General features: G+C 39.1%; 35 protein-coding genes and 1 pseudogene. 9 read left to right on the top strand and 27 right to left on the bottom strand.

The window, feature by feature from the left end; genetic code table 11:
* Positions 1 to 30 precede the first annotated feature (30 nt).
* A complete protein-coding gene (locus tag DWX96_RS03495; protein WP_005604344.1) occupies positions 31 to 651 on the bottom strand; it encodes a helix-turn-helix domain-containing protein in 621 nt (206 codons plus the stop codon).
* A 175-nt stretch (positions 652 to 826) separates the two neighbouring features.
* On the opposite strand from DWX96_RS03495, the gene DWX96_RS03500 reads away from it, so the two are divergent.
* Both DWX96_RS03500 and DWX96_RS03505 read left to right on the top strand, forming a co-directional pair.
* On the top strand, positions 827 to 1,057 hold the full coding sequence (locus DWX96_RS03500; protein ID WP_005604346.1) for a helix-turn-helix domain-containing protein: 231 nt from the start codon (positions 827 to 829) through the stop codon (positions 1,055 to 1,057).
* 350 nt (positions 1,058 to 1,407) lie between these two features.
* The gene (locus DWX96_RS03505; RefSeq protein WP_105309368.1) at positions 1,408 to 2,934 is read left to right on the top strand and encodes a MobA/MobL family protein; all 1,527 of its coding nucleotides are present in this window, start codon (positions 1,408 to 1,410) and stop codon (positions 2,932 to 2,934) included.
* Between the two features lie 85 nt (positions 2,935 to 3,019).
* Here the strand turns inward: DWX96_RS03505 and DWX96_RS03510 are convergent, their stop codons facing one another.
* The 11 genes and pseudogenes from DWX96_RS03510 to DWX96_RS03570 form a co-directional block, all read right to left on the bottom strand.
* A complete protein-coding gene (locus tag DWX96_RS03510) occupies positions 3,020 to 3,706 on the bottom strand; it encodes an SdpI family protein (RefSeq protein ID WP_105309369.1) in 687 nt (228 codons plus the stop codon).
* On the bottom strand, positions 3,703 to 3,972 hold the full coding sequence (locus tag DWX96_RS03515; RefSeq protein ID WP_005604351.1) for an autorepressor SdpR family transcription factor: 270 nt from the start codon (positions 3,970 to 3,972) through the stop codon (positions 3,703 to 3,705). The genes DWX96_RS03510 and DWX96_RS03515 overlap by 4 nt, the downstream gene beginning before the upstream one ends.
* Positions 3,973 to 4,229: 257 nt before the next feature.
* Positions 4,230 to 4,469: a DUF6061 family protein gene (locus DWX96_RS03520; protein ID WP_005604353.1), complete on the bottom strand. Its 240-nt coding sequence runs from the start codon at positions 4,467 to 4,469 to the stop codon at positions 4,230 to 4,232.
* Between the two features lie 284 nt (positions 4,470 to 4,753).
* Entirely contained in the window at positions 4,754 to 5,068 is a 315-nt protein-coding gene (locus tag DWX96_RS03530) for an XRE family transcriptional regulator (protein WP_242986319.1), read from the bottom strand.
* A gap of 250 nt (positions 5,069 to 5,318) precedes the next feature.
* Positions 5,319 to 5,540 (bottom strand): hypothetical protein, encoded by a 222-nt coding sequence (locus DWX96_RS03535; protein WP_242986320.1) that lies wholly within the window; start codon positions 5,538 to 5,540, stop codon positions 5,319 to 5,321.
* On the bottom strand, positions 5,527 to 5,775 hold the full coding sequence (locus DWX96_RS03540) for a hypothetical protein (RefSeq protein WP_117840915.1): 249 nt from the start codon (positions 5,773 to 5,775) through the stop codon (positions 5,527 to 5,529). Before DWX96_RS03540 ends, DWX96_RS03535 begins: the two co-directional genes overlap by 14 nt.
* Positions 5,776 to 5,779: 4 nt before the next feature.
* Positions 5,780 to 6,337 carry a hypothetical protein gene (locus DWX96_RS03545; protein ID WP_242988719.1) on the bottom strand — a complete coding sequence of 186 codons (558 nt, stop codon included), beginning with the start codon at positions 6,335 to 6,337 and terminating at the stop codon, positions 5,780 to 5,782.
* Positions 6,338 to 6,810: 473 nt separating this feature from the next.
* A pseudogene (locus DWX96_RS03555) lies at positions 6,811 to 7,698 on the bottom strand (type IV secretory system conjugative DNA transfer family protein); the annotation flags it as partial.
* A 105-nt stretch (positions 7,699 to 7,803) separates the two neighbouring features.
* The gene (locus DWX96_RS03560; RefSeq protein WP_242986327.1) at positions 7,804 to 8,076 is read right to left on the bottom strand and encodes a hypothetical protein; all 273 of its coding nucleotides are present in this window, start codon (positions 8,074 to 8,076) and stop codon (positions 7,804 to 7,806) included.
* 448 nt (positions 8,077 to 8,524) lie between these two features.
* Positions 8,525 to 8,836 (bottom strand): type II toxin-antitoxin system RelE/ParE family toxin, encoded by a 312-nt coding sequence (locus DWX96_RS03565; RefSeq protein ID WP_118056812.1) that lies wholly within the window; start codon positions 8,834 to 8,836, stop codon positions 8,525 to 8,527.
* Entirely contained in the window at positions 8,826 to 9,086 is a 261-nt protein-coding gene (locus tag DWX96_RS03570) for a type II toxin-antitoxin system Phd/YefM family antitoxin (protein ID WP_117699361.1), read from the bottom strand. The genes DWX96_RS03565 and DWX96_RS03570 overlap by 11 nt, the downstream gene beginning before the upstream one ends.
* A gap of 305 nt (positions 9,087 to 9,391) precedes the next feature.
* On the opposite strand from DWX96_RS03570, the gene DWX96_RS03575 reads away from it, so the two are divergent.
* Positions 9,392 to 9,994 (top strand): Type 1 glutamine amidotransferase-like domain-containing protein, encoded by a 603-nt coding sequence (locus DWX96_RS03575; protein WP_117840910.1) that lies wholly within the window; start codon positions 9,392 to 9,394, stop codon positions 9,992 to 9,994.
* A gap of 245 nt (positions 9,995 to 10,239) precedes the next feature.
* On the opposite strand, the gene DWX96_RS03580 is transcribed toward DWX96_RS03575, so the two are convergent.
* Positions 10,240 to 10,500, bottom strand: coding sequence for a type II toxin-antitoxin system Phd/YefM family antitoxin (locus DWX96_RS03580; RefSeq protein ID WP_117699361.1), 261 nt, complete (start codon positions 10,498 to 10,500; stop codon positions 10,240 to 10,242).
* 292 nt (positions 10,501 to 10,792) lie between these two features.
* Here DWX96_RS03580 and DWX96_RS03585 point away from each other — a divergent pair, with 292 nt between their 5' ends.
* The 3 genes from DWX96_RS03585 (at position 10,793) to DWX96_RS03595 (ending at position 12,519) form a co-directional block, all read left to right on the top strand.
* The gene (locus DWX96_RS03585) at positions 10,793 to 11,374 is read left to right on the top strand and encodes a methyltransferase family protein (RefSeq protein ID WP_117840908.1); all 582 of its coding nucleotides are present in this window, start codon (positions 10,793 to 10,795) and stop codon (positions 11,372 to 11,374) included.
* A gap of 140 nt (positions 11,375 to 11,514) precedes the next feature.
* On the top strand, positions 11,515 to 12,015 hold the full coding sequence (locus DWX96_RS03590; RefSeq protein WP_197420879.1) for a helix-turn-helix domain-containing protein: 501 nt from the start codon (positions 11,515 to 11,517) through the stop codon (positions 12,013 to 12,015).
* A gap of 60 nt (positions 12,016 to 12,075) precedes the next feature.
* Positions 12,076 to 12,519 (top strand): GNAT family N-acetyltransferase, encoded by a 444-nt coding sequence (locus DWX96_RS03595; protein ID WP_117840906.1) that lies wholly within the window; start codon positions 12,076 to 12,078, stop codon positions 12,517 to 12,519.
* A gap of 476 nt (positions 12,520 to 12,995) precedes the next feature.
* On the opposite strand, the gene prfA is transcribed toward DWX96_RS03595, so the two are convergent.
* The 5 genes from prfA to rho all read right to left on the bottom strand — a co-directional run bounded on the left by prfA (position 12,996) and on the right by rho (position 17,729).
* The gene (gene prfA / locus DWX96_RS03600; protein ID WP_022243126.1) at positions 12,996 to 14,069 is read right to left on the bottom strand and encodes a peptide chain release factor 1; all 1,074 of its coding nucleotides are present in this window, start codon (positions 14,067 to 14,069) and stop codon (positions 12,996 to 12,998) included.
* A gap of 1 nt (position 14,070) precedes the next feature.
* A complete protein-coding gene (gene prmC / locus DWX96_RS03605; RefSeq protein WP_117699008.1) occupies positions 14,071 to 14,901 on the bottom strand; it encodes a peptide chain release factor N(5)-glutamine methyltransferase in 831 nt (276 codons plus the stop codon).
* 18 nt (positions 14,902 to 14,919) lie between these two features.
* Complete coding sequence (locus DWX96_RS03610) at positions 14,920 to 15,840, bottom strand: DUF1385 domain-containing protein (RefSeq protein WP_118056814.1); 921 nt, start codon at positions 15,838 to 15,840, stop codon at positions 14,920 to 14,922.
* Between the two features lie 80 nt (positions 15,841 to 15,920).
* Positions 15,921 to 16,121, bottom strand: coding sequence for a 50S ribosomal protein L31 (gene rpmE, locus DWX96_RS03615; protein ID WP_022243129.1), 201 nt, complete (start codon positions 16,119 to 16,121; stop codon positions 15,921 to 15,923).
* Positions 16,122 to 16,250: 129 nt separating this feature from the next.
* Positions 16,251 to 17,729 (bottom strand): transcription termination factor Rho, encoded by a 1,479-nt coding sequence (gene rho, locus DWX96_RS03620; protein ID WP_118056815.1) that lies wholly within the window; start codon positions 17,727 to 17,729, stop codon positions 16,251 to 16,253.
* Between the two features lie 208 nt (positions 17,730 to 17,937).
* On the opposite strand from rho, the gene DWX96_RS03625 reads away from it, so the two are divergent.
* The 3 genes from DWX96_RS03625 to DWX96_RS03635 are packed head-to-tail and all read left to right on the top strand — an operon-like array spanning position 17,938 to position 20,553.
* Positions 17,938 to 19,089: an NAD(P)-dependent malic enzyme gene (locus tag DWX96_RS03625; RefSeq protein ID WP_022243131.1), complete on the top strand. Its 1,152-nt coding sequence runs from the start codon at positions 17,938 to 17,940 to the stop codon at positions 19,087 to 19,089.
* Positions 19,089 to 20,033, top strand: a complete 945-nt coding sequence (locus tag DWX96_RS03630) for a TIGR01212 family radical SAM protein (RefSeq protein ID WP_242988721.1) — start codon at positions 19,089 to 19,091, stop codon at positions 20,031 to 20,033. The genes DWX96_RS03625 and DWX96_RS03630 overlap by 1 nt, the downstream gene beginning before the upstream one ends.
* Before the next feature lie 4 nt (positions 20,034 to 20,037).
* A complete protein-coding gene (locus tag DWX96_RS03635) occupies positions 20,038 to 20,553 on the top strand; it encodes a DUF4364 family protein (protein WP_022243133.1) in 516 nt (171 codons plus the stop codon).
* 191 nt (positions 20,554 to 20,744) lie between these two features.
* Here the strand turns inward: DWX96_RS03635 and DWX96_RS03640 are convergent, their stop codons facing one another.
* From DWX96_RS03640 to DWX96_RS03680, 9 genes are all read right to left on the bottom strand, one after another.
* Positions 20,745 to 21,053 (bottom strand): histidine kinase, encoded by a 309-nt coding sequence (locus DWX96_RS03640; RefSeq protein WP_117469730.1) that lies wholly within the window; start codon positions 21,051 to 21,053, stop codon positions 20,745 to 20,747.
* 14 nt (positions 21,054 to 21,067) lie between these two features.
* Positions 21,068 to 21,652, bottom strand: coding sequence for a hypothetical protein (locus DWX96_RS03645; RefSeq protein WP_117469731.1), 585 nt, complete (start codon positions 21,650 to 21,652; stop codon positions 21,068 to 21,070).
* Between the two features lie 27 nt (positions 21,653 to 21,679).
* Positions 21,680 to 21,895 carry a phage holin gene (locus DWX96_RS03650; protein WP_039891743.1) on the bottom strand — a complete coding sequence of 72 codons (216 nt, stop codon included), beginning with the start codon at positions 21,893 to 21,895 and terminating at the stop codon, positions 21,680 to 21,682.
* Positions 21,882 to 22,217, bottom strand: coding sequence for a hypothetical protein (locus tag DWX96_RS03655; RefSeq protein WP_118082912.1), 336 nt, complete (start codon positions 22,215 to 22,217; stop codon positions 21,882 to 21,884). The genes DWX96_RS03650 and DWX96_RS03655 overlap by 14 nt, the downstream gene beginning before the upstream one ends.
* A 25-nt stretch (positions 22,218 to 22,242) precedes the next feature.
* Positions 22,243 to 23,439 carry a reverse transcriptase domain-containing protein gene (locus DWX96_RS03660; RefSeq protein ID WP_118082914.1) on the bottom strand — a complete coding sequence of 399 codons (1,197 nt, stop codon included), beginning with the start codon at positions 23,437 to 23,439 and terminating at the stop codon, positions 22,243 to 22,245.
* A gap of 212 nt (positions 23,440 to 23,651) precedes the next feature.
* Entirely contained in the window at positions 23,652 to 24,140 is a 489-nt protein-coding gene (locus DWX96_RS03665; protein WP_015544745.1) for a hypothetical protein, read from the bottom strand.
* Positions 24,137 to 24,280: an XkdX family protein gene (locus DWX96_RS03670; RefSeq protein ID WP_118082916.1), complete on the bottom strand. Its 144-nt coding sequence runs from the start codon at positions 24,278 to 24,280 to the stop codon at positions 24,137 to 24,139. Before DWX96_RS03670 ends, DWX96_RS03665 begins: the two co-directional genes overlap by 4 nt.
* Before the next feature lie 14 nt (positions 24,281 to 24,294).
* Positions 24,295 to 24,606 (bottom strand): hypothetical protein, encoded by a 312-nt coding sequence (locus tag DWX96_RS03675; protein WP_118082918.1) that lies wholly within the window; start codon positions 24,604 to 24,606, stop codon positions 24,295 to 24,297.
* A 54-nt stretch (positions 24,607 to 24,660) separates the two neighbouring features.
* Positions 24,661 to 25,635 carry a hypothetical protein gene (locus DWX96_RS03680; protein ID WP_118082920.1) on the bottom strand — a complete coding sequence of 325 codons (975 nt, stop codon included), beginning with the start codon at positions 25,633 to 25,635 and terminating at the stop codon, positions 24,661 to 24,663.
* Between the last annotated feature and the right edge of the window lie 8 nt (positions 25,636 to 25,643).

Genomic DNA, 25,643 nt, shown 5'->3' on the forward strand with positions numbered 1-25,643 from the left:
GTAAGTATATCATAACTCCGGTTGTCTAATCTATACCGGTTCGGAGTCTTTCTCTGAAAGAAGATTTGCAAGCCTTACGGCTGCCGTTTCGGGATTCTTGGAATAGAGCCTTACAATGTCGCCCATGTCGTTCAGTGCGTTTACCGTATGGGTGATTTCCCTAAGGAACATAATCTCATTATATTCCTGATTGGATTCAAACCCCATTACTTTTGCAATTGTGGCATCTTCCGTATTCCCTTTAAAATTCTTACAGGCATATTGAAAGGAATCAACGAATAATTCGTATTCCTTCAACATCAGCAGCAGTAAATCTTTGGAAAAATCCGCTTCGTCTGCCTTCATATCATAAGGCAGTTTGGAGAGAATGGAAGTCATGGTATCACGAATCTGTAATTCCCTTTTATCCGTAACATCACTTGTCATTTCTTCCGTCTCGCCCTTCAGCCACTCCACTGATACATGAAGTGCTTCCGACAGACCATCCAGAACAAGCTTCTTGGTGTTGTCAATCGTTCCTGCCTCATACCGCTGTATGGTGGAAGCGGTAACTCCCATCTTTTCTGCTATATAAGGCTGGTTGACACCTAATTCCAGTCTGCGTTGTTTTGCCCTGCTACCGATTAACTTGCGTAATTCTTTATCTTTCATTCTGATACGCCTCCTTTTTCGGTATGGCTAAAGTATAACACAGTAAAAGCAGCATTGCAATATGCAAGTTAATAATTGCTTTTAAAATTTCGTAACGCTTGACAAGAAGATATAAAAGTTATATAGTAGGCATAGTCACAAAATTGCATTATGCAATTCAAGAGGAGGTGTTTTAATGACAGAAGTGAAGATTGCACTGTCCATTGAGGAAGCTGCCGACTATACGGGTATCGGCAGAAATACCCTGCGGAAACTGGTAGAATGGAAAAAGCTTCCGGTATTGAAGGTAGGACGGAAAGTCCTTATCAAAACGGATATGCTTGAAAAGTTCATGACCGCCAATGAAGGCAGGGACTTAAGGGACAAAGGAAATGTCAGAGCTGTCACAAGAAATGTGACAAATTAAATAGGGACAGTCCTAAGACCATCCCTAAGGTATGTATCTGACCGAAGCCATGATATACCTACACGCAAATAGATTATACCATGTGCTTCCTCTAAGATACAACCGGAAATTTAAGAAGTGGGGAAGAAACTTTTTTATACAAGCCCTCGGCGTTTGAGAGCGAAATACACCCCTCGCACAAATCTTACGATTTGTACTCTGTGTATTTCGCCCTGCTGGGAGCTTTCGCCGACAGGCGGATATGTTCGTAGACAGGCTACCTATGTAGCCTACTCACTTTCACATTAGAAAGTTTCCCATCCTCATTTCTTGCAGCTTCGTACTTGGCAGATACGGAAAGGAGGAAGCACATGCCAAGAAATTCATTTATTCAGATGACGAAGCTCCACAATGTCCGGGGAAGAATTTATTATATTTCAAGCCCAAAGAAGCAGGAAAATCTGTATGCGGTATATGAAACCACAGACCGTAATTTTTGGACTGACCTTGCAAAATATAATCAGGCAGAATTTAAAAAAAGCGGTACGGAGGGGAAATGTATTGAGGCAAGGGAATTGATCATAGCCCTGCCGGAATCTTTTACGGAGTATCCTCCAGACAGACTGTTGCAGATATTTACAGACCATTTCAGACAGACTTACGGAACGGACTGTATCGCAGCCCTGCATCACAATAAGCGGAAAACCAACTATCACATCCATCTCATTTTTTCGGAGCGTACACTCTTGGAACAGCCCATAGAAAAGGTTGCCACCCGCAATATGTTCTATGACGAAAAGGGAAATCATGTACGCACCAAGAAAGAGATACTTGATGAAGAAGGAAATATCCGTAAAAGATGTAAGGTGATTCACAAAGGTGAGGTATACGAAAGACAGATTTTCTCCATTAAGGATAAACACTTCAAGGCTGAAAATTTCCTTGATACCGTCAAGCAGGATTATACCAATCTTATCAATCAGTATGTGTGGGATAAAAGCCAGCGGTTAGAAGTTTTTGAGCGTGGCGGTATGTATCTTGCCACCAAAAAGATTGGTAAGAACAATCCGAAAGCCACCGAGATTGAGGCAGACAACAGTAAACGCACCTTGTGGAATCAGACTGTTGACAGAGCGATTGTAACGGGTGTTTCCAAGTCAGAAATCATGCAGATAAAAAAGGAACGGATAACGGACAAGATTGTGGAATCCGTATGGCTTTACGGAAACAGACCGAATCTGTTATCTTCCATTATCGGTACTGCCATTGCAGTATTAGAACTGTTAATCTCCAAAGTATTTCTCAAAACTCTGGAGCTTGCAGATAAAGTAATTTCCAAAGAGCTTGAAGCAAGACCGGAGAACACAGATTTCAAAGAGCAGAAAGCTGTACCAGAAGAAAGCAGAAAGCAGACAGATACACCAAAGCCTGCCATACCGCCAAGACCACAGCCATCACCGGAAGCAGTTTCTTACAAGCACTTATGCGAAATTTATCAAAAGCTGCAAGAACAGAATAAAGCAATTTTTGCACTCGAGAAACAGCGAAGTGACCTTGAAATTGAACTGTCCGACAGCAAAGGTATCTTCAAAGCAAAAAGGCGTTCCGAACTTTCAACAGAGATAGCCGGATTGGAGGAACGTATTTCCCGAATGAAAGCCCGATTATCCCATATCGTAAAGGAATACGGGTATCAGAATGCGGAAGCCTTCTACAAAGCATTTCATAAGTCAGAGACAGCTTATGGGGATTATCAGGACAGCCTTAAGAATTGGAAACAACGGTATGGAGAAAAGCCGCAGTCTCTACACGATAGGCTTATATCTAAGAAACAGGACATAAAGGAGCGAGAGTTAACAAGACCATATTCTCCACCAAACCGTGGAAGGAGTAGATAACAAACGAAGGGAGGCAATTGCCTCCCTTCGTTTGTTATCTCTCCGTAAAAGACTGGAATTTCACCCTCTCGCATAAAGATACAAATTATTTTTTTATTTCCTTATCATATATCTTTTTTGAGTATACCACAGTTACAATTGTTGCTAATAATAAATAAATCAACATAAAGATTGTGCCAGTCATCCCACTTGTAAATACGGTTGTAATGATAGTCAATAACCCCGTAATAATAATACATATTGCACCAAAGCGGTTACTCTTTCTCCATGTATTATCATTGTGCATACTCCAAACGGTTCGAACTCCCACTACTGCATTTCGTTTTGCCTTTGTCATAAAATTTCCTAATACAATAAATATAATACCACACAAAATACATGAAACTTTTGCAATGTCAATAACCGCATGTTCACCACCTGCATTTGCCTGTATCCAAGAAGAATAAAGAATAAAATAATGCATAATCCCGAACATGATTGCTTGCGAAATTCCTACAACACATAATACCTTTGCAGAAGATTTTGTTTCCATCTGTTCCTTTTCTGTATTTGCATTTTTTGATTTTTTCTCAAACACATAGATTAGCAAGTGCCAAAACAGTGTAATAAACAAAATAATTACCGGAAAAATAAAGCTTTCTGTTTTACTTCCCCATCTGTCAGTGTTTCCCTCCAAGTCATGATGCATAGGTATAATATCAGGCATAAACTGTAGTACAACACTTGTAACTACAACTGGTATCATTGCTACTATCCACATTATTTTTTTCATACTTTTTTTCCTCCAAACTGGTTAACCCATATAATTAATTCATCGAAAACCGTAGTGTTGATTTCATAATAAACAAAGTTTTTCTCTTTATATTCAGATATCAAGTCTGCGTTTTTAAGTAATTTTAAATGATAAGAAAGAGCAGCCGGTGTAATCTGTAATTTTTCAGCAATCTCTCCGGCATTTAATCGTTCATTTCTCAACATAATAAGAATGTCTCTTCGCTGGCTATCTGCCAATACTTTAAAAATGTTAGTTTCTCCCATATCTTTTACCTATTTAAAACTTTCTTTAAATAGATTTTAGCATGCTATTTGTTTTTGTGCAAGAACTATTTAAAAATAATTTTAAATAGAGGGGATACACTGAAAAATCAATGTGTCCTCTCTATTTACCTTAAGGCAAAATTCAAACATCTAGAAACTTAAGATTCCTGCCTCTTATTATGGAATAACCGTACGTTCTATATATTTTTCTGGAATTTTTAGTACTAGACCTCTATCATGATATTATATTAGCAAAATCACCACGTATCTAAACGATCCTCTGCATCAACCCATACTTGCATTTCTCCATCCAAGTATAATCTTGCATATTCTAATGGATTATCAATAGCCAAAGCATTCAACGAACACTGGGAGCCGGGAGTAGTTCTCAATCCTTCCTCTGCCTTATTGCAATCAATTCTAAGCACTACATTTTCAAACGTGGTTACATCTATGCTATTACATTGCGGATTATATCTTGCATAAATCAATCTCATATCTTATCTGTCCTTTCCTTAATTTTCTAAAAGTTTTGAAAGCATTTCAATCCGTTCTTCCTGCCATTTTCATTTCATGTTATAATTTGTTACTGGATTTTCTTTCCCTTAATTTTGCCCTTGTGAGCATTCGTAACATGAGGGAAAAGGATATAACACAAGGGAAAGCATAAGGGCAAACTCACTCGCTACAAATTTAGCATTTTCAAGGGGTTGCGGACTTCACGAGGATAAGATATAACAGTTAATAAATGTTATGAATTAAGTCAAATCAAAACTTGAATTTATCGCTTCTTATAGGTAATTACGATTCCAATAACAGAAGCAATGAAAGCAAATGGCGCTAATCTCACAAAGACAAATTCAAATCCATGTAATATTGTTCCTGCAACTGCAAATTCCGGGTTATTATAATCCCACCCTAGATAAGAACTTTTCATAATCGCAAGAGCAATAAAAACAAGCACTATAAACGCACATAGCGAGATAAATATCCAACGGATCGTTTTTACTTTGACCATGTTTCTCTTTGCCAACTGTAAATTAATTACCTCTAATTTTTCAGAGATTGCTTTTAGGTCATCTGTCATTGACTCCATTACAGTTTCTCCAAGCAATACACTTACAGAAGTATCCAATTCATCTGCTAATGTAATCAGCATATCCGAATCTGGAACTGATAAACCTGCTCGTGTCAACCCTAGACCAAAAAAAATTTAATTTTTTTGTACCCTCAAATATCACTTTCCATTATACCTGCTATTGCAGTATATTGAAAGCAATATTTATGCCTGCATAAGAAAGGAGTGCCACATTTTCTCGGCACTCCACACTCTTTAAACATCCATCTTACCTGAAAAATGGATCATCTGTATTCCATACAATCTCTATATTGTCCTCTCCATTGATAATCACTTTTTTGATTACCTTCTGGATTTTCTCTCTGTCAAAAGATTCCATATTGATGATACTTTCTAACTGTGTCTCAAACTTACTGGAAGAATTATCTTCTGGCGGTATTTCTGTTTTAAGCTGTTCAATTTCCTGATGCAATTCATCAATCTTCTCCATGGTAAAAAGAGTCTTCTCTTGGTAGTACACCAAATAAATCACTTATATCCTCTTCTGTCAATCCCATCTCTTCCAACTGTACTACTATGCTTTCCATCCCATCAAATAGAACTCCCAACTGTTGCTCAGTTATTGTGGACGAACCTGAAGCCATTGCGGTATAACTTTGAGAAAGTACCAGACTGACCGCAAGCACAATTGAACACATAAATTTTACAATCTTTGTTTTTGCCATACTTTTATCCTCCCATGTTTTGATTCAGTTTTTCTTGATTCCAATAAAAACTTAATTTTACTAGCAAGCCTTTTCTTTCCACATCTATAGTTGCATAAAGTTCATCACCTCCATAAACATAAAGCTCATCATCAACCGATTTCCATACAACATTTATATCACTTAAATTGTAATCTCTAAATATAAATACATTTTCTTCCACAATTTGTTTTGATATTATTTCTATGTCTTCTGTATTTTTTACATAATACTCTAGTATAAAATCACCATTATGCTTATAGTCATCTTCCGCATAAATAACATTACCCTCAAAATAATTTTTTTTGCCCAAATACAATTCTAAGGAGTTCATTCCATAATCAAATGTATGATCCACCCCTGATGCCGAACCCATCATTGTACACAATATTCCAAAAAATACCACCCAAAATCCATAGATAAAATAAAATTTTTTCTTTTTGCATTTTTTATCTCTATATCTGCCAAAGCACATTACATGCGTTATCTGATGTGCGAAGAAGAACGTTAAAAATAATGATAGCGCTAAATAGTAAACTTTCAAATTGTTCTCACCTCTCATCATGCATAATATATTCATTTAGTTATTCATATATTTCTCTGTATAAAAACCATAATAATTATTATACAAAAAAATTTAATTCTAATGTTGAAAAATATTGTTTACTTTTTTTGCTTCTATTTGTAAATGACAAAATAATTTTGTACACAATAATATAAACTAAAATCAATATATAGTATCGTGAATCACGAACTGTTCCAATAGCAATAAAAAATATAGTAGTCAATATAATTAGTATTGAAAAAACAGTAAAAATAATTTTTTTCATAAATATCTCCTATCGAAATTGTAACCCTTAATTGCATAAAAACGTTATACAACAATTAATGTGTTCATTCTACTTATTCTTTAAATTTAGTTGTACGCTTTACTTACCTAAAATATCAACGAATTTAACATCATTTTCATTTACATAGACACAGTATAACATAATTCCTGTGCCTATGCGATATCATTTAATGCTTATTCCGATATGAACTCATCTTCTCCACAGTTACCTCCGCATAAAAGTAAGTAAGAATCGTTGCCTTCGGAACTCCTGCAGCAAGTGCTTTCTTCACCTCTTCCTTCTGCTCCGGTGTATATGACCAGTGTAGCATTCTGTTTGTGATGGTATCCTCCCACTTAGGCTTTTCCCTCTCAGGATTCCTTACAGGCTTAGCTCCAGTACTTCCATTAGACGCATTGGCACTTTCTGCAGCATCAGACTTCTGCGATTCATCGACATACTCAAGCTCATTTGCTTGCTCCCTGTCAATCTTTGCCTTCTGCTCTGCTTCATCCTGCATTGAGAATCTTCTGCTTAATTCCGCATCACCAAGCATCATAAACTGCTCATAGGTAAGAGAATCTATATACACATTCTCGCCCTTATCCTTCAGTTTTTCATAATACTTAACTGCCTTATCTGACAGAATCTCAAATGGTGGACCGATAAGATTATCTGCTCCCATTATCTGATGAACATAAGGCTCTCCCTTGCCATCTGCTGTCTGGTTAAACATCGGATGATTGAATGGTATGAACTTATTGTCCATGATAGGAACAAAACCACGGATAAAGATAATACACTTTTTGTTATCCAGCTTTCTGACCTCATCGGGTGTAAACAGTTCTCTTCCTAATACATCATAGTTTCTTGAAGAGCTTCCCTGTCTGCCCTTTGTCTCCCCGCTTGACTTCTTATCAATCGTCCCTTTGCACAAAAGCTCCGAGACATACTTGTGTGTACTCTGCTCATTGCCTCCAAGATAAATGAAAGTATCGCAGTTGCCGGGAATTGTCTCCCAGGTATCTTTGAAAAGTGCCTTTAACTGGGCAAAGTTCTGAATGATGATGCGTGACTTATACAAATGCTGTCGCATTTAAGGTTATGCCGGATACGGCATTATGTTCGTAACAATGGGACTTTTTTACAGCCCCTCTGCACTATGTTAAATATTACAATTTCAATCCAAAGAAGTTATGATTATATCATTTTCAACATCTGTATGCAGTATCTTATTCCGAATAGTTCTGGCTGCTTCAAGCACCTTCGATATCAGTAGTACAAGTTCCGTAATCGCCATATTAAGTATCAATGCTAATCGTTGTGGTTTGTTTCCATACAGTTCAATCGACCTTTTTATCGGTTCTGTGATATGTTCCCTTTTTTTCTGTAAAATCTCATCCATAGGAACATCACTTATGATTGCTCTGTCAACCTCCCGATTCCAGTCCATCCGCAGTTTATTATCCTGCTCAATCTGTTCAGTTTTGGGATTATTTTTTCCAATCTTCTTGGTAGCAAGATATGGACCATTACGATCAAATACTGTAGCTCTTCATTGGTGAGTGCCATGGCATGAACCTCCTTGCATAAACAAAATTCATACCCTTAAATGCACCCTATGAATATAAAAAGGCTTCCCAGATTATCTGGAAAGCCTTATGGTATTGTATTTGAATTTGGAATACTTGATTTTCTAATTGCATACGCAATTCGTGAAATGTATAATTATACTGTTGATACATCAGACACACAAATGTAAATAGGGACTTGAATTTTATTTATACGGAACTAACAGACCTGTCATTTTTATTAGTTGCAATATCTTCCATTACTAAATTTTACTTTGCAGTATTTCTATTATACTAAATTTAATTTGTAGGATGAATACAACACATTTTTTATAATTTACTTTGATAATCCTCTAACTGATGAAAAATACCAACTACATTTACAACATCCGCTCTCACATCAAAAACGATAATATAATTCATCTGTGACACAACTGCCTCACGATATCCTCTTTTAGCAAGATATGCATCTCTGCACTCTGCGAACTGAAATGGATTAACCTCTAGCCTGTCACAGATAGTATCTATACTATCCAACAGATGCTTTGCTGCCTGTTCATTCCTTAAGCAATAAATTAAATGATACACAAGATTATCAAGCAGTTCATTCGCATGTTCAGTAACATTTATTTTATATGCCATACTTCGCCCTCATTTCTCTAAGCGCAGTTCTGGCATCCTTTACCTGTCCTTCCTCTATTTGCTTTTCAGATATTTCAATATCTCTGTACATAGCAATCTGTCTCATGGTTGACTCATAAGTCTCCATGCTCATAATTACCATATCTCCATATCCATTTTTCGTAATATAAATTGGTTCCTCTGCTTTATGACACATATCAGATATCTCTGATGTATTCTTCAAATCTTTAATTGGAATTATTTGTGGCATAATGTACACCTCCTATTCATGGTCTAATTATACCATAATTATGTCTTTTTTCAATTTAATTATCACGTAAAGTGAAATTTTTAATTTTTAATTTCTATGTCCCTATTTACATTTGTGTGTCTGATGTATCAACAGTATAATTATACATTTCACGAATTACGTATGCAATTAGAAAATCAAGTAGTCCAAATTCCATAAAATGAAATTTTAGGGCAAATTACAGACATTGGCTTGGCTGTAGTATTTTTTAACAACGTGTGTTAGACTACTGTTATACAAATCGGAATTTATAAAGGAGAATATTGATGAAATTATTTTTATGTTCGCACTTTTCAAGTGTAGGAAGTCTGATAAAGGAAGAAATTGAAAATAAGAAAGTCGCATTTATTCCAACAGCTTCACTGCGTGAAGGCTACACCGGTTATGTCGGCTCGGCTCGAAAATTATTCAAAAAGTTGGGAGCGATCATAACTGAAATTGATATTTCAACGGAGGCTTATTCAACGATACAGTCTGTTTTTGAAGAAGCAGATGTAATATATTTTACCGGTGGAAATTCTTTCTTTCTTATGGACCAGCTCCGTAAAACGGGAACTGATGGACTGCTGAAAAAGGAATTGGCAAATGGAAAATTGATGATCGGCGAGTCGGCAGGCGCAATTATATGCGCTCCAAACATCCAATATATCGAGCAAATGGATGAAAAGCCGGAGGACTACTCACAAGAAGATGATGCAGGGATTGATTTGATTGATTTCTATGTTCTTCCGCATTATCTTACAGCACCATTTAAGAAAGTTACCGAGAAAATAATGACTGAGTTTTCGGATTTGAATCTATGCCCAATTAACAACCGTCAGGGAATTGTAATTGATGGTGAAGATTCAAAGGTTATTTGCAAAGACTAATTTGAAAATTCCAGTTTGTCAATTACAGGTGACATTGAAAGAGTCAGCCCATTCAAGATGCTGGCTCTTTCAAAAATTCCATTCTAATAAATTGCACGACAACTTAAAGTAAAAATGAATAAAAGAGTGGTGTTTCGTATAATTATGAGTTAGTATGCATCAGACACACTTTTGTAAAAAGGGAGTAAATTAAATAATGCATAAGATTATCAAGTAGTTCATCCGCATGCTCCGCAACATTTATTTTATATGCCATACTTCGCCCTCATTTCTCTAAGCGCAGTTCTGGCATCCTTTACCTGTCCTTCCTCTATTTGCTTTTCAGATATTTCAATATCTCTGTACATAGCAATCTGTCTCATGGTTGACTCATAAGTCTCCATGCTCATAATTACCATATCTCCATATCCATTTTTCGTAATATAAATTGGTTCCTCTGCTTTATGACACATATCAGATATCTCTGATGTATTCTTCAAATCTTTAATTGGAATTATTTGTGGCATAATGTGCACCTCCTATTTATGGTCTAATTATACCATAATTATGTCTTTTTCAATTTAATTATCACGTAAAGTGAAATTTTTAATTTTTATGTCCCTATTTACATTTGTGTGTCTGATGTATCAACAGTATAATTATACATTTCACGAATTACGTATGCAATTAGAAAATCAAGTAGTCCAAATTCCATAAAATGAAATTTTAGGGCAAATTACAGACATTGGCTTGGCTGTAGTATTTTTTAACAACGTGTGTTAGACTACTGTTATACAAATCGGAGTTTGGAGGTACACGATGATAATAAAAATTGTTACAATTTCACTGATGGCAGTGTTCTACATCTGCTATTTTGCAAAGCTGATTAGTCAGAAAAAGCAAGGCATAAAGACAGATCAATTAGGAAAAGGAAAAGAGGGATTTGTCAAATTTATAGAAGTGGCTCTTAAAATAATCACATATTTGCTTCCTGTAATACAGATTATCAGTATTGTGTTTTATTCGGGAACAGCACATATTGTGTTGCAATTTACAGGAGTTGTAATAACAATGTTCGGTGTACTTGCTTTTATTGTTTCTGTTACACAGATGAAGGAGAATTGGAGAGCAGGTGTGCAAAAAGAAGAAAGGACCATTTTGGTAACAGCGGGCATCTATTCTATTAGCAGAAATCCTGCATTTTTGGGTTTTGATTTAATGTATATAGGAATATTGTTTTCGTTCTTTAATTGGTTCCTTTGCTTTGCCACAGGTTTTGCAGTGGTATTTTTTCATTTGCAGATAGTCAATGTAGAGGAAGATTTTTTGATAGAAGCATTCGGAAATGAGTACCTGCAATACAAATCAAAAGTATGCCGATATTTAGGAAGAAAAAGATAACTTGAAGTTCTTGGGGCTAAAGCCAATATAAATAATACTAGACAGATTTGTCCAATAGCGTAAATACGGCATTTTCTCGCTTTGTGTCGTGTTATGTTTAGTAGAATAATATTACTCTGTCAATGAAAGGAGGAAACAGTATGGATCAGAAAAAGATTGGACGTTTCTTAAAAGAACTTAGGAAAGAAAAGAATATTACACAGGAACAGCTTGCTGAAAAGATAAAAGTTTCAGGCCGAACGGTTTCTAGATGGGAAACAGGTTCTAATATGCCTGATATTAGTTTGTTGGCTGAATTGGCTGATTTTTATGATGTTAGTATACCTGAAATCATTGGTGGAGAAAGGAAAAGCGAGAATATGAATGAAGAAATAAAAGAAACAGTATTGAAATTATCTGATTATACAGAGACAATTAATCAAAAAATTAAAGGAAAGTTATTTGTACTTACGGTTATTGCAATAATAGGAATGATTGCGTTTGTGATTATTGAATTTACAGGACTAGATACACCTGGAAGTGTCTATGAAAGAGTAGCAAGTGCAGGTCTTGGGTTAGATTGTGGTATGTTAATAGTCCTTGCAATGTATCTTTCTGGACTTTTAGGAAAGATTAAGGCAAGACGAAAAATGAAACGATAGTACAACTGTAAATAAAAAGTCTGATAGACCGTAAAATTCTAGTTTGACGGAGTAATAGATATGAAAATCCGAGAAGTGAATGAGAATAAAAAGCAATTTATAGCATTATTGTTATTAGCTGATGAGCAGGAAAATATGATTGATCACTATCTTGAAAAAGGTACTATGTATGTACTTGAAGATGGTAATGTAAAAGCTGAATGTGTCGTTACTGATGAAGATAATGGAATACTTGAAATTAAAAATATTGCAGTTGATCCTCAGAATCAAGGACAGGGCTATGGGAAAGCATTGATTGACTTCCTTGTAAGTAAATATTCAGATGAATATTCTATTTTGCAGGTTGGAACAGGTGACAGCCCGTTGACCGTACCGTTTTATGAAAAATGCGGATTTGTCCGATCTCACAATATTCCGAATTTCTTTACGGACAATTATGACCACCCAATTTATGAGTGTGGTGTACAGTTAATAGATATGGTATATTTGCAAAGATGTTTATAACTTCCAGTTTGTCAATTACAGGTGACATTGAAAGAGTCAGCCCATTCAAGATGCTGGCTCTTTCAAAAATTCCATTCTAATAAATTGCACGACAACTTAAAGTAAAAATGAATAGCCATTAGTAAGAAGTGAATAGAAAAATGAATAAAAGAGTGGTGTTTCGTATAATTATGAGTTAGTATGCATCAGACACACTTTTGTAAAAAGGGAGATTTCTATTTACTCTTCCATTCTTGTTTTCTTATAGACTCTAATACTTGACTCTCCAAAGTATCCTAATACCCACAACAAAGAATGTACCTTGGCACATTCTCGCACCTGCGGCGGTCGCTTGCGACATCTACCTTATACGCCGCAGTGCGCATCCTCGCGAAGCGTTTTTTACTTTACAGGAAAGCAATTTCCTGTAAAGCAAGAAAAAAGCAATCCTTTGACCTAACCAAAAGACCGCTTTTCTTGATTCTTACTAATTCATATTAATTCTCATTCATCTTCGCCAATTTTGCTGCCTGGTCTGCTGCAATCAGAGCATCTAAGATTTCCTGGATGTCACCATTCATGATTTTATCCAGTTTATAGAGCGTAAGATTGATTCTGTGGTCGGTTACACGTCCCTGTGGAAAGTTATAAGTACGAATCTTCTCCGAACGGTCACCAGTACCAATCTGGCTTCTTCTGGCTTCTGCTTCTGCATCATGCGCCTTCTGGCATTCTATGTCGTATAATTTAGCACGCAAAAGGGCAAATGCTTTCTCTTTATTCTGAAGCTGTGATTTCTCTGTCTGGCTGTAGATTACAATTCCGGTTGGATAATGAGTCAGACGAACCGCAGAGTCTGTAGTATTGACACACTGTCCACCGTTTCCGGATGCACGCATAACGTCGATTCGGATATCCTTTTCATCAATCTGGACATCAACTTCTTCTGCCTCCGGCATTACTGCTACTGTAATGGTAGACGTATGGATACGTCCGCCGGACTCTGTCTCAGGTACACGCTGTACACGATGTACACCAGATTCATATTTCATAACAGAGTAAGCGCCCTGTCCGGTAATCATGAAAGTAACACTCTTCATTCCACCGATTCCGATTTCTTCGCATTCCATCGTCTCAACTTTCCAGCGTCTGCTCTCTGCATAATGGACATACATACGGTAAATCTCAGCTGCAAACAAAGCTGCCTCATCTCCGCCGGCACCGGCACGGATTTCCACAATGACATTCTTATCATCATTCGGATCCTTTGGAAGAAGAAGAATTTTCAGTTTCTGCTCTAATTCTTCTACTCTTGCCTTGGAATCATTTAATTCTTCCTTTGCAAGCTCCTTCATTTCTTCGTCTGTTTCTTCGTCCAGCATAGCAAGCGAATCTTCAATATTCTGCTTACACTGTTTGTATTCTTTATAAGCTTCCACGATAGGAGTTAAATCGCTCTGCTCCTTCATCAGCTTACGAAAACGCTCCGGATTATTTGCCACATCCGGTTCACTTAACTCACTCATCAACTCTTCATAACGAATCAATAAATCCTCTAAACGATCAAACATTTTAATTTCCTTTCCCTTTTACCACACGATCATTTCGTGCAAGGTCTTTGATTACTTCAACTTCTGTAAATCCTGCGTTACGCATCAGCTCAGAGACTGCTTCTCCCTGGTCATAACCAATTTCCATGTAAACATATCCGCCAGGATTCAAATAATCCTTTACCTGTCCGGCAATCTTCCGATAAAAATCAAGACCATCCGCTCCGCCATCCAATGCGTTTTCCGGCTCAAAATCCCGCACCTCCGGCATCAGTGACAGAATCTCTCCTGTCGGTATATAAGGCGGATTCGCCATGATTACATCAAAAGTCTCGGTAATATTATCAAATAAATCACTGCGTATCCAGTCCGCATCCACTTCATGCATCTTTGCATTTTCTTTCGCTACCAGCAATGCAGTTTTCGAAATATCACTTCCAACACCGGTAAGTTCCGGTGCATTTTTCAACACACTGATTAATACACAACCAGACCCTGTACAAAGGTCTAATACTTTCATCCCCGGCTTTACAATCTTCAATACCTGCTCCACTAAAGTCTCGGTATCCTGCCGCGGTATCAGAACATTGGAATTTACTTTGAATCGAAGCCCCATAAATTCCTGTTCTCCAATAATATACTGTAGCGGAATATGTTCAGCTCGTTTCTGTACTGCAATCTCATATTCTTTCTGAGCATCCTGTGTAATATCTTCTTCCCCGTGAACGTAGTAGTAACTGCGTTCAATCCTGCATACCATCTGTAAAAGATACCATGCATCCAGTGCGGCATCCGGCACTCCTGCATCTGTAAGACACTTTGTACCAAATTCCACTGCCTCTCTATAAGTCATATATTACGCCCTTTTCTTTTACATTTCGCTCAAATATTTTTTCCAGTCAAATACTGCTTCCACGGAAGCAATACCAACCTCAATCATAGAATCATCCGGTTCTCTTGTTGTAAGCCTCTGCAGCCACAATCCAGGTTTACTTAAGAAATTCACTACCGGATTATCACTTTTTCCGGCAAGCCGGATAAATTCATATGACACACCAGCAATCACCGGTATCAGCAGCAAACGAAGCACTACCTTCAAAATCCGGCTCTTTACATCAATAAATGCAAAGAAAATAATACTGATAATCATTACAAACAGGAGAAAACTTGTACCACACCGCTTATGCAGTCTGGAACTCTTTCTCACGTTTTCTACATTCAGCTCCATTCCATGTTCAATGCAGTTAATGCATTTGTGCTCTGCTCCGTGATACATGAATACACGCTGGATATCCTTCATTAAGGAAATTGAAGCAATATATGCCAAAAAAATCATCATTCGGATGATACCTTCAATCAGCGCCAGTGCCACATGGGATGTAATAAATTTCTGAAAAATCAAAGAAAGATAATATGGCAGAATCATAAAGATTCCAATGGCAAGTACAAAGGAAAATGCAACAGTAATACCCATTTCTGCCTTTTCTTTTTTTGCTGCTGCCTCTTTTGATAATTCTTTCTTTTTTGCTTTGGTGTCTTCCTCATCCTCTTCAAAGAAAGATGCGGAATATGTAAGCGTTGATATTCCAAGTGTCAAAGACTCCACAAAACTTAACACTCCACGTAAAATCGGAATGTTCCGCAATGTCTTGTTTTTAATCAGTCCATAATACTCTTTGGTATCAACGGTAATCTCTCCATCCGGCTTCCGGACTGCCACGGCGTACTTTTCCTTATTTTTCATCATTACGCCTTCTAAAACTGCCTGTCCACCGATTCCCGAATATTTCATGTGTGACCTCTCTTCCTGTTTCTAAAAAAAGGTTGAGATTAGAAACCTCAACCTTATCTTTCAGTCACATTGTGCAATTTCTATTTCATGCCGTATTTCTTATTGAACTGCTCAATACGTCCACGAGCCTGGTTAGCTTTCTGCTGTCCAGTATAGAATGGATGGCATTTGGAACAAATTTCAACGTGAATATCCTCTTTGGTTGAACCAGTTACGAATGTGTTACCACAGTTACATGTAACTGTTGCCTGATAATAATCTGGATGGATTCCTTCTCTCATGTCTCTCACCTCTCATATATGAATTGCTTCGCAATTACGACATTTGTCTAATTTAAGTGCGATACTGTTTAGTTTCCGAATAAACAGCTTATTCATTGTAGCATAGGAAAAGCTGTTATGCAAGTGTTTTTAAACAAATTTTGTCTTTTTTACAGTCTGGATATATTCCCGGTTGTTTTTCGTCCGGACAAACATATTCAAGATGCTCTCAACCGCTTCATCGGTACGCATGCCATTGATTGCCTTACGCATAATAAATACGGCCTCCTGCTCTTCCTGTGTCAGTAAGAGGTCTTCTCTTCTTGTACCGGATTTTACAATGTCAATTGCAGGGAATACACGTTTCTCAGATAACTTACGGTCAAGCACCAGTTCCATGTTACCGGTTCCCTTAAATTCCTCGTAAACAACATCATCCATCTTGCTTCCGGTATCTACCAGTGCTGTTGCAAGAATCGTAAGGCTTCCGCCCTCACGCATATTACGGGCTGCACCAAAGAAACGCTTCGGCATATGGAGGGCTGCCGGATCAAGACCACCGGATAAGGTTCTTCCACTTGGCGGAACTGTAAGGTTATATGCTCTTGCAAGTCTTGTAATACTGTCTAAGAGAATCATAACATCCTTCTTATGTTCTACCAGACGTTTTGCTCTCTCAATTACCATCTCGGATACTCTCTTATGATGCTCCGGCAATTCGTCAAAGGTAGAATAAATAACTTCTACATTCGGTCCTTCAATTGCTTCCTTAATATCGGTAACTTCCTCCGGCCGCTCATCAATTAATAAGATAATCAGATGCATCTCCGGGTTATTCTGCTTTACTGCCTGTGCCACACCTTTTAATAATGTAGTCTTACCTGCTTTTGGTGGGGAAACAATCATTCCACGCTGTCCCTTACCAATCGGAGATACTAAATCTACAATTCGCATTGCCATTGCACTATGGCTTGTCTCAAGCCGGATTCTCTCATCCGGAAAAATCGGAGTTAAATCTTCAAAATTCTTCCGCTTTACAGCCTCTGACGGATGCAGGTCATTAATAGAAGTAATGTATAATAATGCAGAGAATTTTTCAGCCTGTGTCTTAATTCTGGTATTTCCGGTCACAATATCTCCGGTTTTCAGATTGAACTTACGAATCTGGGACGGAGAAACATAGACATCATGCTCTCCCGGCAGATAATTTTCACAACGGATAAATCCGAATCCATCCGGCATAACTTCAAGAATTCCATGTGCCTTCACACCGCTGTCTAAGTCCTTGTTTTCTTCTGCCACACGCTCCGTTTCATCTTTTTCCGAAATATGCTCATCCGGTGTATGTCTTACTGTGCTTCGACGCATCTCGCCCCCATGTCCCCTCGCTGCATTTTCCCGGTGCGGACGTTCTGCGCGATAGGTTCTGGTTTCTGCTACCTGCTCCGTAGTTTCTGTTGTACCTTCTGCTTCTTTCTTGGCTTCCTGCACCTTTGCTTCCTTTTCATCTTCCGCCAGCATCGCTTCTACTAACTCAGCTTTCTTTAAGGTAGAAATTCCTTTCATTCCCCTTGCTTTTGCCAGTTCACGCAACACTGCTGCAGAAAGACTTTCATACTTCTCTCTCATTCTATTCTCCTTACCTCTTGCTTATTTGATTATCTGCTAAATAATTGGGATTTCTTTTTGAAATAAAAATAATTGGAACGTAAGATTCGTCTTTTCGTATTATACAACAGTTTCTTTCAAATAGGAAGTCCTTTTTCTTGCTTTAAAAATTTTTTAATGATATGATACTAGACGGAAGTAATCAATGGCTAAGAAAAGGAGACGAACTATGGATACCAACGAAAAAGCAATTGAAATGCATAAAAAATGGAATGGAAAATTAGAAACCATCTCCAAGACACCGGTAAAGACCCGGGAAGATTTATCTATCGCATACACACCTGGTGTTGCGGCACCTTGCCGTATCATCGCAGAAAATAAAGAAGAAGCTTATACTTATACCATGAAAGCCAACACCGTTGCCGTTGTCTCAGACGGAAGCGCTGTTCTCGGTCTCGGAAACATCGGACCGTACGCAGCCATGCCGGTTATGGAAGGAAAATGTGTACTGTTTAAAGAATTTGGAAATGTCAACGCTGTTCCAATCTGCCTTGACACACAGGATACCGAAGAAATTATAAAAACTGTTAAAAATATTGCTCCAGGATTCGGCGGCATCAACTTAGAGGATATTTCCGCCCCACGTTGTTTTGAAATTGAAGAGCGTTTAAAGGAAATGCTTGATATTCCGGTCTTCCATGACGACCAGCATGGTACTGCTATTGTTGTTCTTGCCGGAATTATCAACGCATTAAAAGTAACCGGAAAAGAAAAAGAAAACTGCCGCGTTGTTGTAAACGGTGCCGGTTCTGCCGGTGTTGCCATCACCAAACTGTTACTGACTTACGGCTTTAAAAATGTTATTATGTGTGACCGCATGGGAATCATCGGCAAAGATTATCCTGACTTAAACTGGATGCAGAAGAAAATGACCGAAGTTACCAACCTTTCCAATGAATCCGGTACCCTTGCCGATGCATTAAAGGGTGCTGATATCTTCGTTGGTGTTTCCGCACCGAATATCGTGACTCAGGAAATGGTTGCATCCATGAATAAAGATGCCATTCTTTTTGCCATGGCAAATCCTACTCCAGAAATCATGCCAGACCTTGCCAAAGCTGCAGGTGCTAAAGTGGTCGGAACCGGAAGAAGTGATTTCCCGAATCAGGTAAACAACGTCGTTGCTTTCCCGGGAATCTTCAAAGGTGCTTTAGAAGGACACGCTTCCCAGATTACAGAAGAAATGAAGCTTGCTGCTGCAAAAGCAATTGCAGGGTTAGTATCTGATGAAGAATTAAATGAAGACTTTATTATGCCGGAAGCATTTGACCCGCGTGTTGCCGAAGTGGTAAGCCAGGCAGTCAAATCACACATCCGCTAATGACAAACGACACGATTTCACTGTGGGGGGAGAAGCGCTACCACTCTCTGGACTACTATTTAAAAAATACCTATCACGAAAAGGTATACCGGATTGCATTAAATGCCGGACTCAGTTGTCCCAACCGTGACGGACGCTTAGATACCAGAGGCTGTATTTTCTGCTCTGCCGGTGGTTCCGGAGATTTTGCCGCCTCTCCCACACTTTCTATCACAGAGCAGTTAGAAACTGAAAAAAGGATTCTGAGAGCAAAAAGAAACTGCAACAAATTCATTGCATATTTTCAGGCATTCACGAATACTTATGGTTCTGTGGAACACCTGCGGGATCTTTATATGCAGGCAGTAAATGACCCGGATGTGGTTATTATTTCCATTGCCACAAGACCTGACTGTCTGCAGCCTGAGATTCTTTCACTGCTTGCCGAAATCAATGAAAAGAAAACCGTCTGGGTGGAACTTGGTTTACAGACAATCCATGATGACACCAGAGTGTTTACACGAAGCGGCTTTACTTATGAGACTTTTCAAAAAAGTCTCTTCGCCCTTCACGCCCTTTCTATCAAGGTGATTGTTCATCTGATTTTAGGACTGCCCCACGAAACCAGAGAAATGATGTCTGCTTCCGTTCAGGCAATTGCAAATCTCCCGGTCTGGGGAATCAAGCTACAGCTGCTTCATGTATTATCCGGCACCGATTTAGCCGCTTATTATGAAAAGACACATTTTCCGGTATTTTCCATGGATGAATACTGTGAAATGATTATTGACTGTCTGGAGCTTCTGCCTCCGGAAATGGTGATTCACCGGATTACCGGCGATGGTCCAAAGAATTTACTGATTGCGCCGATGTGGAGCACCGGAAAACGGACTGTTTTAAATCAGATTCACCGCCGCTTAAAAGAGCGGAATACTTACCAGGGACGCTTAGCAACTAAGAGGTGATTTTATGGCTGAACCAGCTACTTTATATAAATTAATTATTCTGCACATGCTTGAACATATTGATTTTCCATTGTCCAATGCGCAGATTTCAGATTTCTTTTTAGACAGGGAATATACCGACTACTTTACGATTCAGCAGGTCATTCATGACCTGATGGATTCCGGGCTTGTCCGTACGGAAAACACCCACAACAGTACACGGTATATCATTACTCCTGCAGGAAAAGAAACACTGCATTTTTTCCATGACAAAATATCCCCTTCTATTGAAGAAGATATTGCAGCTTATTTTCAGGCAAATAAGCTTGCCATTAAAACAGAAAATGCATATCTATCCGATTATTACAAAACACCGGAACAGGAATACGGTGTGCGATGCCAGCTCCGGGAAAAAGGCCGTACCCGCCTTGATTTTACTTTAACTGTCCAGACAAAGGAACAGGCGGAAGCCATCTGCACCAACTGGCAGAATCAGGCAGATGATGTATTTGCCTGTCTGATGGATTTACTTTTAAAATAAACGTTATTCAAAAAGCGGAACAACGAGAAGATTTTTCTCTCTGTTCCGCTTTCTATAATTTCTTATATTTTCAGTTATTTTGTTCTTTTTATAATAGAAACAAACTATCCAGCATTTACAGTACCTAGAGGGTTCAAATGTAGGAATAATCGAGAAATAAACGACACCCACACAAACTTAACCACCTCTATCTACTGTTCAAAACCGTCTTCAATCACATCGCCCGTAGAATCCAAAAGAACCGAGTTGCGAGCTTTGCGATAGATGGTTTGTCCCTGAATTGTTTTACCGGAACTGTCTTTGATTGGGTTTCCACTTGAGTCCTGGATGTTGTCTAAGAACACGAACTCATTAGGATATCCTGCGAAAGCCGTTCCGGTAATAATTGTACCATCTGCTTTGTGTGCTGTATAGCCCTTTAGCAAAGCTTCTTCCGTAACAGTATCGCCGGTAAGGTCGATCAAAACTTTATTGCCGAATACGACTTTATTCGCAGCCATTTGACAAAACCTCCTTATCCGATTGTAACAGTCTTTCCTCCGGCAGAGTTATCGGTTTCTACATATGGGATTGCCTTAACTGTAACCTGAGATAAGCAGTTGTACTCTTCATCGGGCATGATCGTCTGAGCTTCTTTGGACGGTGTTACTTCCTTGCTCTGTGGCTTCATATCCTCAGAACCAGACATGGCACCCTCAACGCCAAGAATCGTCACACCCTCACGAATGTTAGTAGCAATAAGCTTTGCCTGTTCGGTGGCGTCAATAGACACCTTACCAGAGCCATCATGATAGCCTTGCGGTACTGTATATTCTCCAGCCACAGTTGAGATGATACCCTTGACAGCGCCGTTGTTCTTCATAGTACCTGTAAGCTTACTTCCACGGGCGTGCGCAGTCTTTCCTACGAGAATCTCAGCGACAGCCGCGGTATCTTCGGAAGTATCGCTGTCGAATGTACAGGTACCCGTGATCTTTGCACCACTCTTATCATGAGCAGTAATACCTTTGAGGACCTTATCTGCACTGACGGAATCGCCAGTAAGATCGATAAGGACATCCCCCCCGTAAATGACTTTGTTTACATTCATATTTGCCATAATGTTTAGTCCTCCATGACACTTTCATTATTTTTCTTTATCAGCAGTCTTGTTGTACTGGGATGTACTGATTCCAAGGATAACACCAAGGAAAGTATCAACCGCAGTGATGGTTCCGACTACCTGCTCTCCATACGGGAGACCCCAGATTCCAGCCAGTGCAAAATATAATGTACCAGCAGCCGGAAGCAGATACATAGCAATCCACTTAAGGATGTCGTATGTCTTGTTACTCATGCTCATTGTGCTCTTCCTCCTTCTCTATAAATTTATGAATCGGGAGTTTGTCCACCTCCTGCATAATTCGCTTTGCTGAACCATTCCCGCCCATACGTTCGTAGGGTTCATAGAGATACACTCTCAGATTCTCATATTCATCCTGGGTTACACACCCACGGTCAATATACGACATTCCAAGATACATGATCCTGTCATGTGCCAATCCAATAAGCATCTCTGTTTTTACATCTTTTTGCTCGCTTTTCTTTTGCAAATAGGCCCACAGCCCAGAAGATGCAAGAACTGAGCTAAAGATCGTAAGTACAACCTGAAACCATGGTTTCATCGTTTTCCTCCTTCTTTATGTGCAATCATGCAGACCTATCAGAAACAATCAGCTTCTTGTTGACTATTGTGATTTCCTTACTAAATAGGTCTTCGTAAAGCTGTATTAAATTCTTTCGTTGTTCTCTGGATAAGAGTTTATAATGTCCTCCCATCCAACCGCGAAACATATTTTCGACATTGTCGTAATCCGCTTCTTCATTTTCAACCTTAACGGCAAGTTTCTTGAGTTTTCTACGCATTGCGGTAACTCGATCCGGGTTTATTCGTTTGATGACTTTACCTGTATCCGTAAGTGTGTACTTGATTTGCAAGAATTTGTATTTGCTCGAAATCTTAACGATTCTGGTTTTCTTACGATTGATATGGATTCCAAGTTCGGCTGCTATTTTATAGACGTTTTCGAGCAAGTTTTCAAGCTCTTCTTTACTGGGATTCATGATGTACCAATCGTCCATATACCTTCCATAAAATTTCTGCTGACGCACATACTTGACGTAATTGTCAATCGGATATGGATAATAAATTCCAATGACTTGTGAAAGTTGATCCCCAATATTGACGGACTTCTCCATCCACTTTTCGCCAGTGAGCTTCTCTTTTGGAATATTCCGATACTCCAGTTTACTGAAAGTATCGATCATACAGGTCTCGTATTCCTCGTCAGACATATACGAAACATCGATCTGGAAACCCTTAAATATCAACGTTAAAAGCCAGTCAATAAACTCATCATCATTGAACAGCTTCAACAATTCTCGTTTAGCAATCTCATGGATAATATTGTCATAGAACTTTGAAAAGTCACCGAATAGAATATAACCGTCATTTCCGTATAATTGGTAGTATTTGTGGAGATGGATTTCGAATCGTTTTCTCTGTTGTGAAATTCCGCGCCCCTTGATAGATGCGCAGTTATCATAAATGATATGTTTTCTAACTTCTGGAAGTAAAACCTCATCGCACAGAGAATGTCGGACAATGCGATCGCGGATTTGAATGCTTGTAATAGGTCTTATTCGGCCTCTTTCGTGCAGCTCGAATTCCTGTGTCGGTCCATTTTGAAGTGTCCGATTTATTAGATCGTCTTGGATTTCAAATATATACCGCAGGAAATTCATCATGAATTTTTGCGTCGATTCTTTCCACTTGCTGCTTTTCACAGAGACCTTATAAGCCCTATACAAGTTATTGGCGTCACAGACAATCTCCTCGTAGTTCATAACCTATTCACCGTTATAACAATACTTACCGTAGTAAATTGTATTAGGCTTTATTATTTATCCTTGCGGAACGGATAGCATCTCCTTCTTCGTTGGTTAATCGAAGAATCCGGACGAACTCCATTAGAGTTCGAAGCGTTGTTGTAGTTCGTATTGCCATTGTTGTTCACATTGGCAAAGTTAGCCGAAGAAACGACGCAATTTTTTAGATGTTACCCTTTTTCTAACCGCGACTTAATCGCCATGTCTCTTTGACGCCACCTTTTTATCAATCCGATTTCTCGGTCGATAGCTTTAACATACCGGTTGTACACATTCAGATCTACATCGAATATTTCAACAACCCGCTGCAACTCGTTGATGAGCTGCTCGCAATTTACAATGGCCGCATTCTGGTAATCTCTCCTGGTCTCGTACTCGTGCATTGTCCGTGGGTAAATGGTGTTTGCCGCTCTAACATTGCTCGTTATCAAGGAAGCACACTGGTTTACTTTCGATTTGAAACTCCGCATCAGTTCCCTGTACTTAGCAAAGTTTTCTTCCGAAATTTCTCCATACGCATACTTCTTCCGAACAAAGCCGTCCACATCCTTAACACCAAATCCCCTCTGCATAAGGAGTATCAGCATATCATGCAACTCGATCGAGTACGTAATCGCTTCGAATTTTGACTCTTTTCTGTCGCCTAACAGAACGCTCATTCGTAATCTTTACCGGTGATCTCAGCGAACTCCTCTTTGGTGATCCAGCCCATCTTCACCGCATTACGAACTCTGGTCTCATTCCACATTTTCATGCGGTACCAAAGCTTTACTTTACTGTAATTCTTGCTATGTTCCATGGTGATCCTCCTTCTTAAAGCTCTACATTGGACATCATCGCAATGTAGGCGATGTCAGACTGCATTTTGGTTCTGGCAAACTCCTCCTCAGAAATATCTCTAAGGACAAACCAGTATTCGCCAGGAACCTGCTCAACGATCTGAACCAGCTCCATATTCGGATGAACAGTCTCGGTTGTTCCGTCGCTGATAGTAACCGGAGAGCAGTTATCTGCAAATGCGGATTCCTCAATCTTTTCTGTAGAAATGAAATTGTTTCCGTTCAGCTTAAGATTGGAAATCTCAGTTCCATCACCGAGGGTAATTTTATAGATTTTATCTTCCATGATTAGAAGCTCCTTTCAAAAATATAAACGGGGCACAAGGCCCCGCGATTTTAATTAACCAACCGGGAAGACCGGACGAACTCCATACGAGAGCGAAGCGGAGTTGTAGCCCGCAGCGCCATAGTTGCCCACATAGGCAAAGTGAGCCGAAGAAACGACGTCTCTTAACCACTGGTTGTAAGATCTGTTTACGATGAATTTAGGACACACCATGAACAGCGCCAGCTGAGTCTTGCTGATTGTGTAGATGCTCGGAACAGTAGAACCGTCAGAAGTCGGACTGAAATGAAGATGCCCATACATCATAGGTTCGTTCGGGAGCTCAATACTGGAATCAAACCATGCTCCACCGGACGGTCTTCCGTTTGCAACCGCATTGCACAGGTATTCTCTGTGAGTAAGAACAGAACCCTGGAAAGCCGCATTGACGATTGTCTTTGCGTTCGCCAGGTTCTTTTTATACATCTCAGAACCAACGTATCCACCTGTTGTAATATTGGTAGTATTCATCTGTGCATTGTAAAGCGCTTCATCCGGCATGATCACAAGATGATGGCTGGTAAATGCAGTGTCACCGCAGTTGTACCAGTAATCCATATCAACGATACGCCAGATACGGCCTCCGATACTCCAATAATCGCCAAGGAACATTCCTTTAAAGGAACCGTCCTTAATAGCAGCTTTCTGTACCGCTGTCAGAGCTGTTCCGAGATTCTTACCTCTGAAGATAACCCGGCGAAGCTCCACTGGAGCAAAGCTGTCCAGCATAGCAAAGAGCGCATCTTCAGCAGCGATAGCCTTGTTTCCTTCCGTAGTCCCGACAAGAAGTTTGTTGCCGGATGCTAATGCATTCACCTGTGTAAGCTCGGAAAGATTTACTCCTCCGATAAAATCTTTGGAACTTAAAAGACCGATTAACGCTTTTGCTAAAGCATCTGCTGCGATGGTCTTTGTTCCGTTAGGTCCGTCAAGCAGAAAAATATTACTTGCCGCTAATGCCTGGACCTTTTCGTAGTCTGTGATTTTCATTTAATGAA

The organism is Roseburia sp. AF22-2LB (genome assembly GCF_003461125.1).
Lineage (GTDB): Bacteria > Bacillota > Clostridia > Lachnospirales > Lachnospiraceae > Roseburia_C > Roseburia_C amylophila.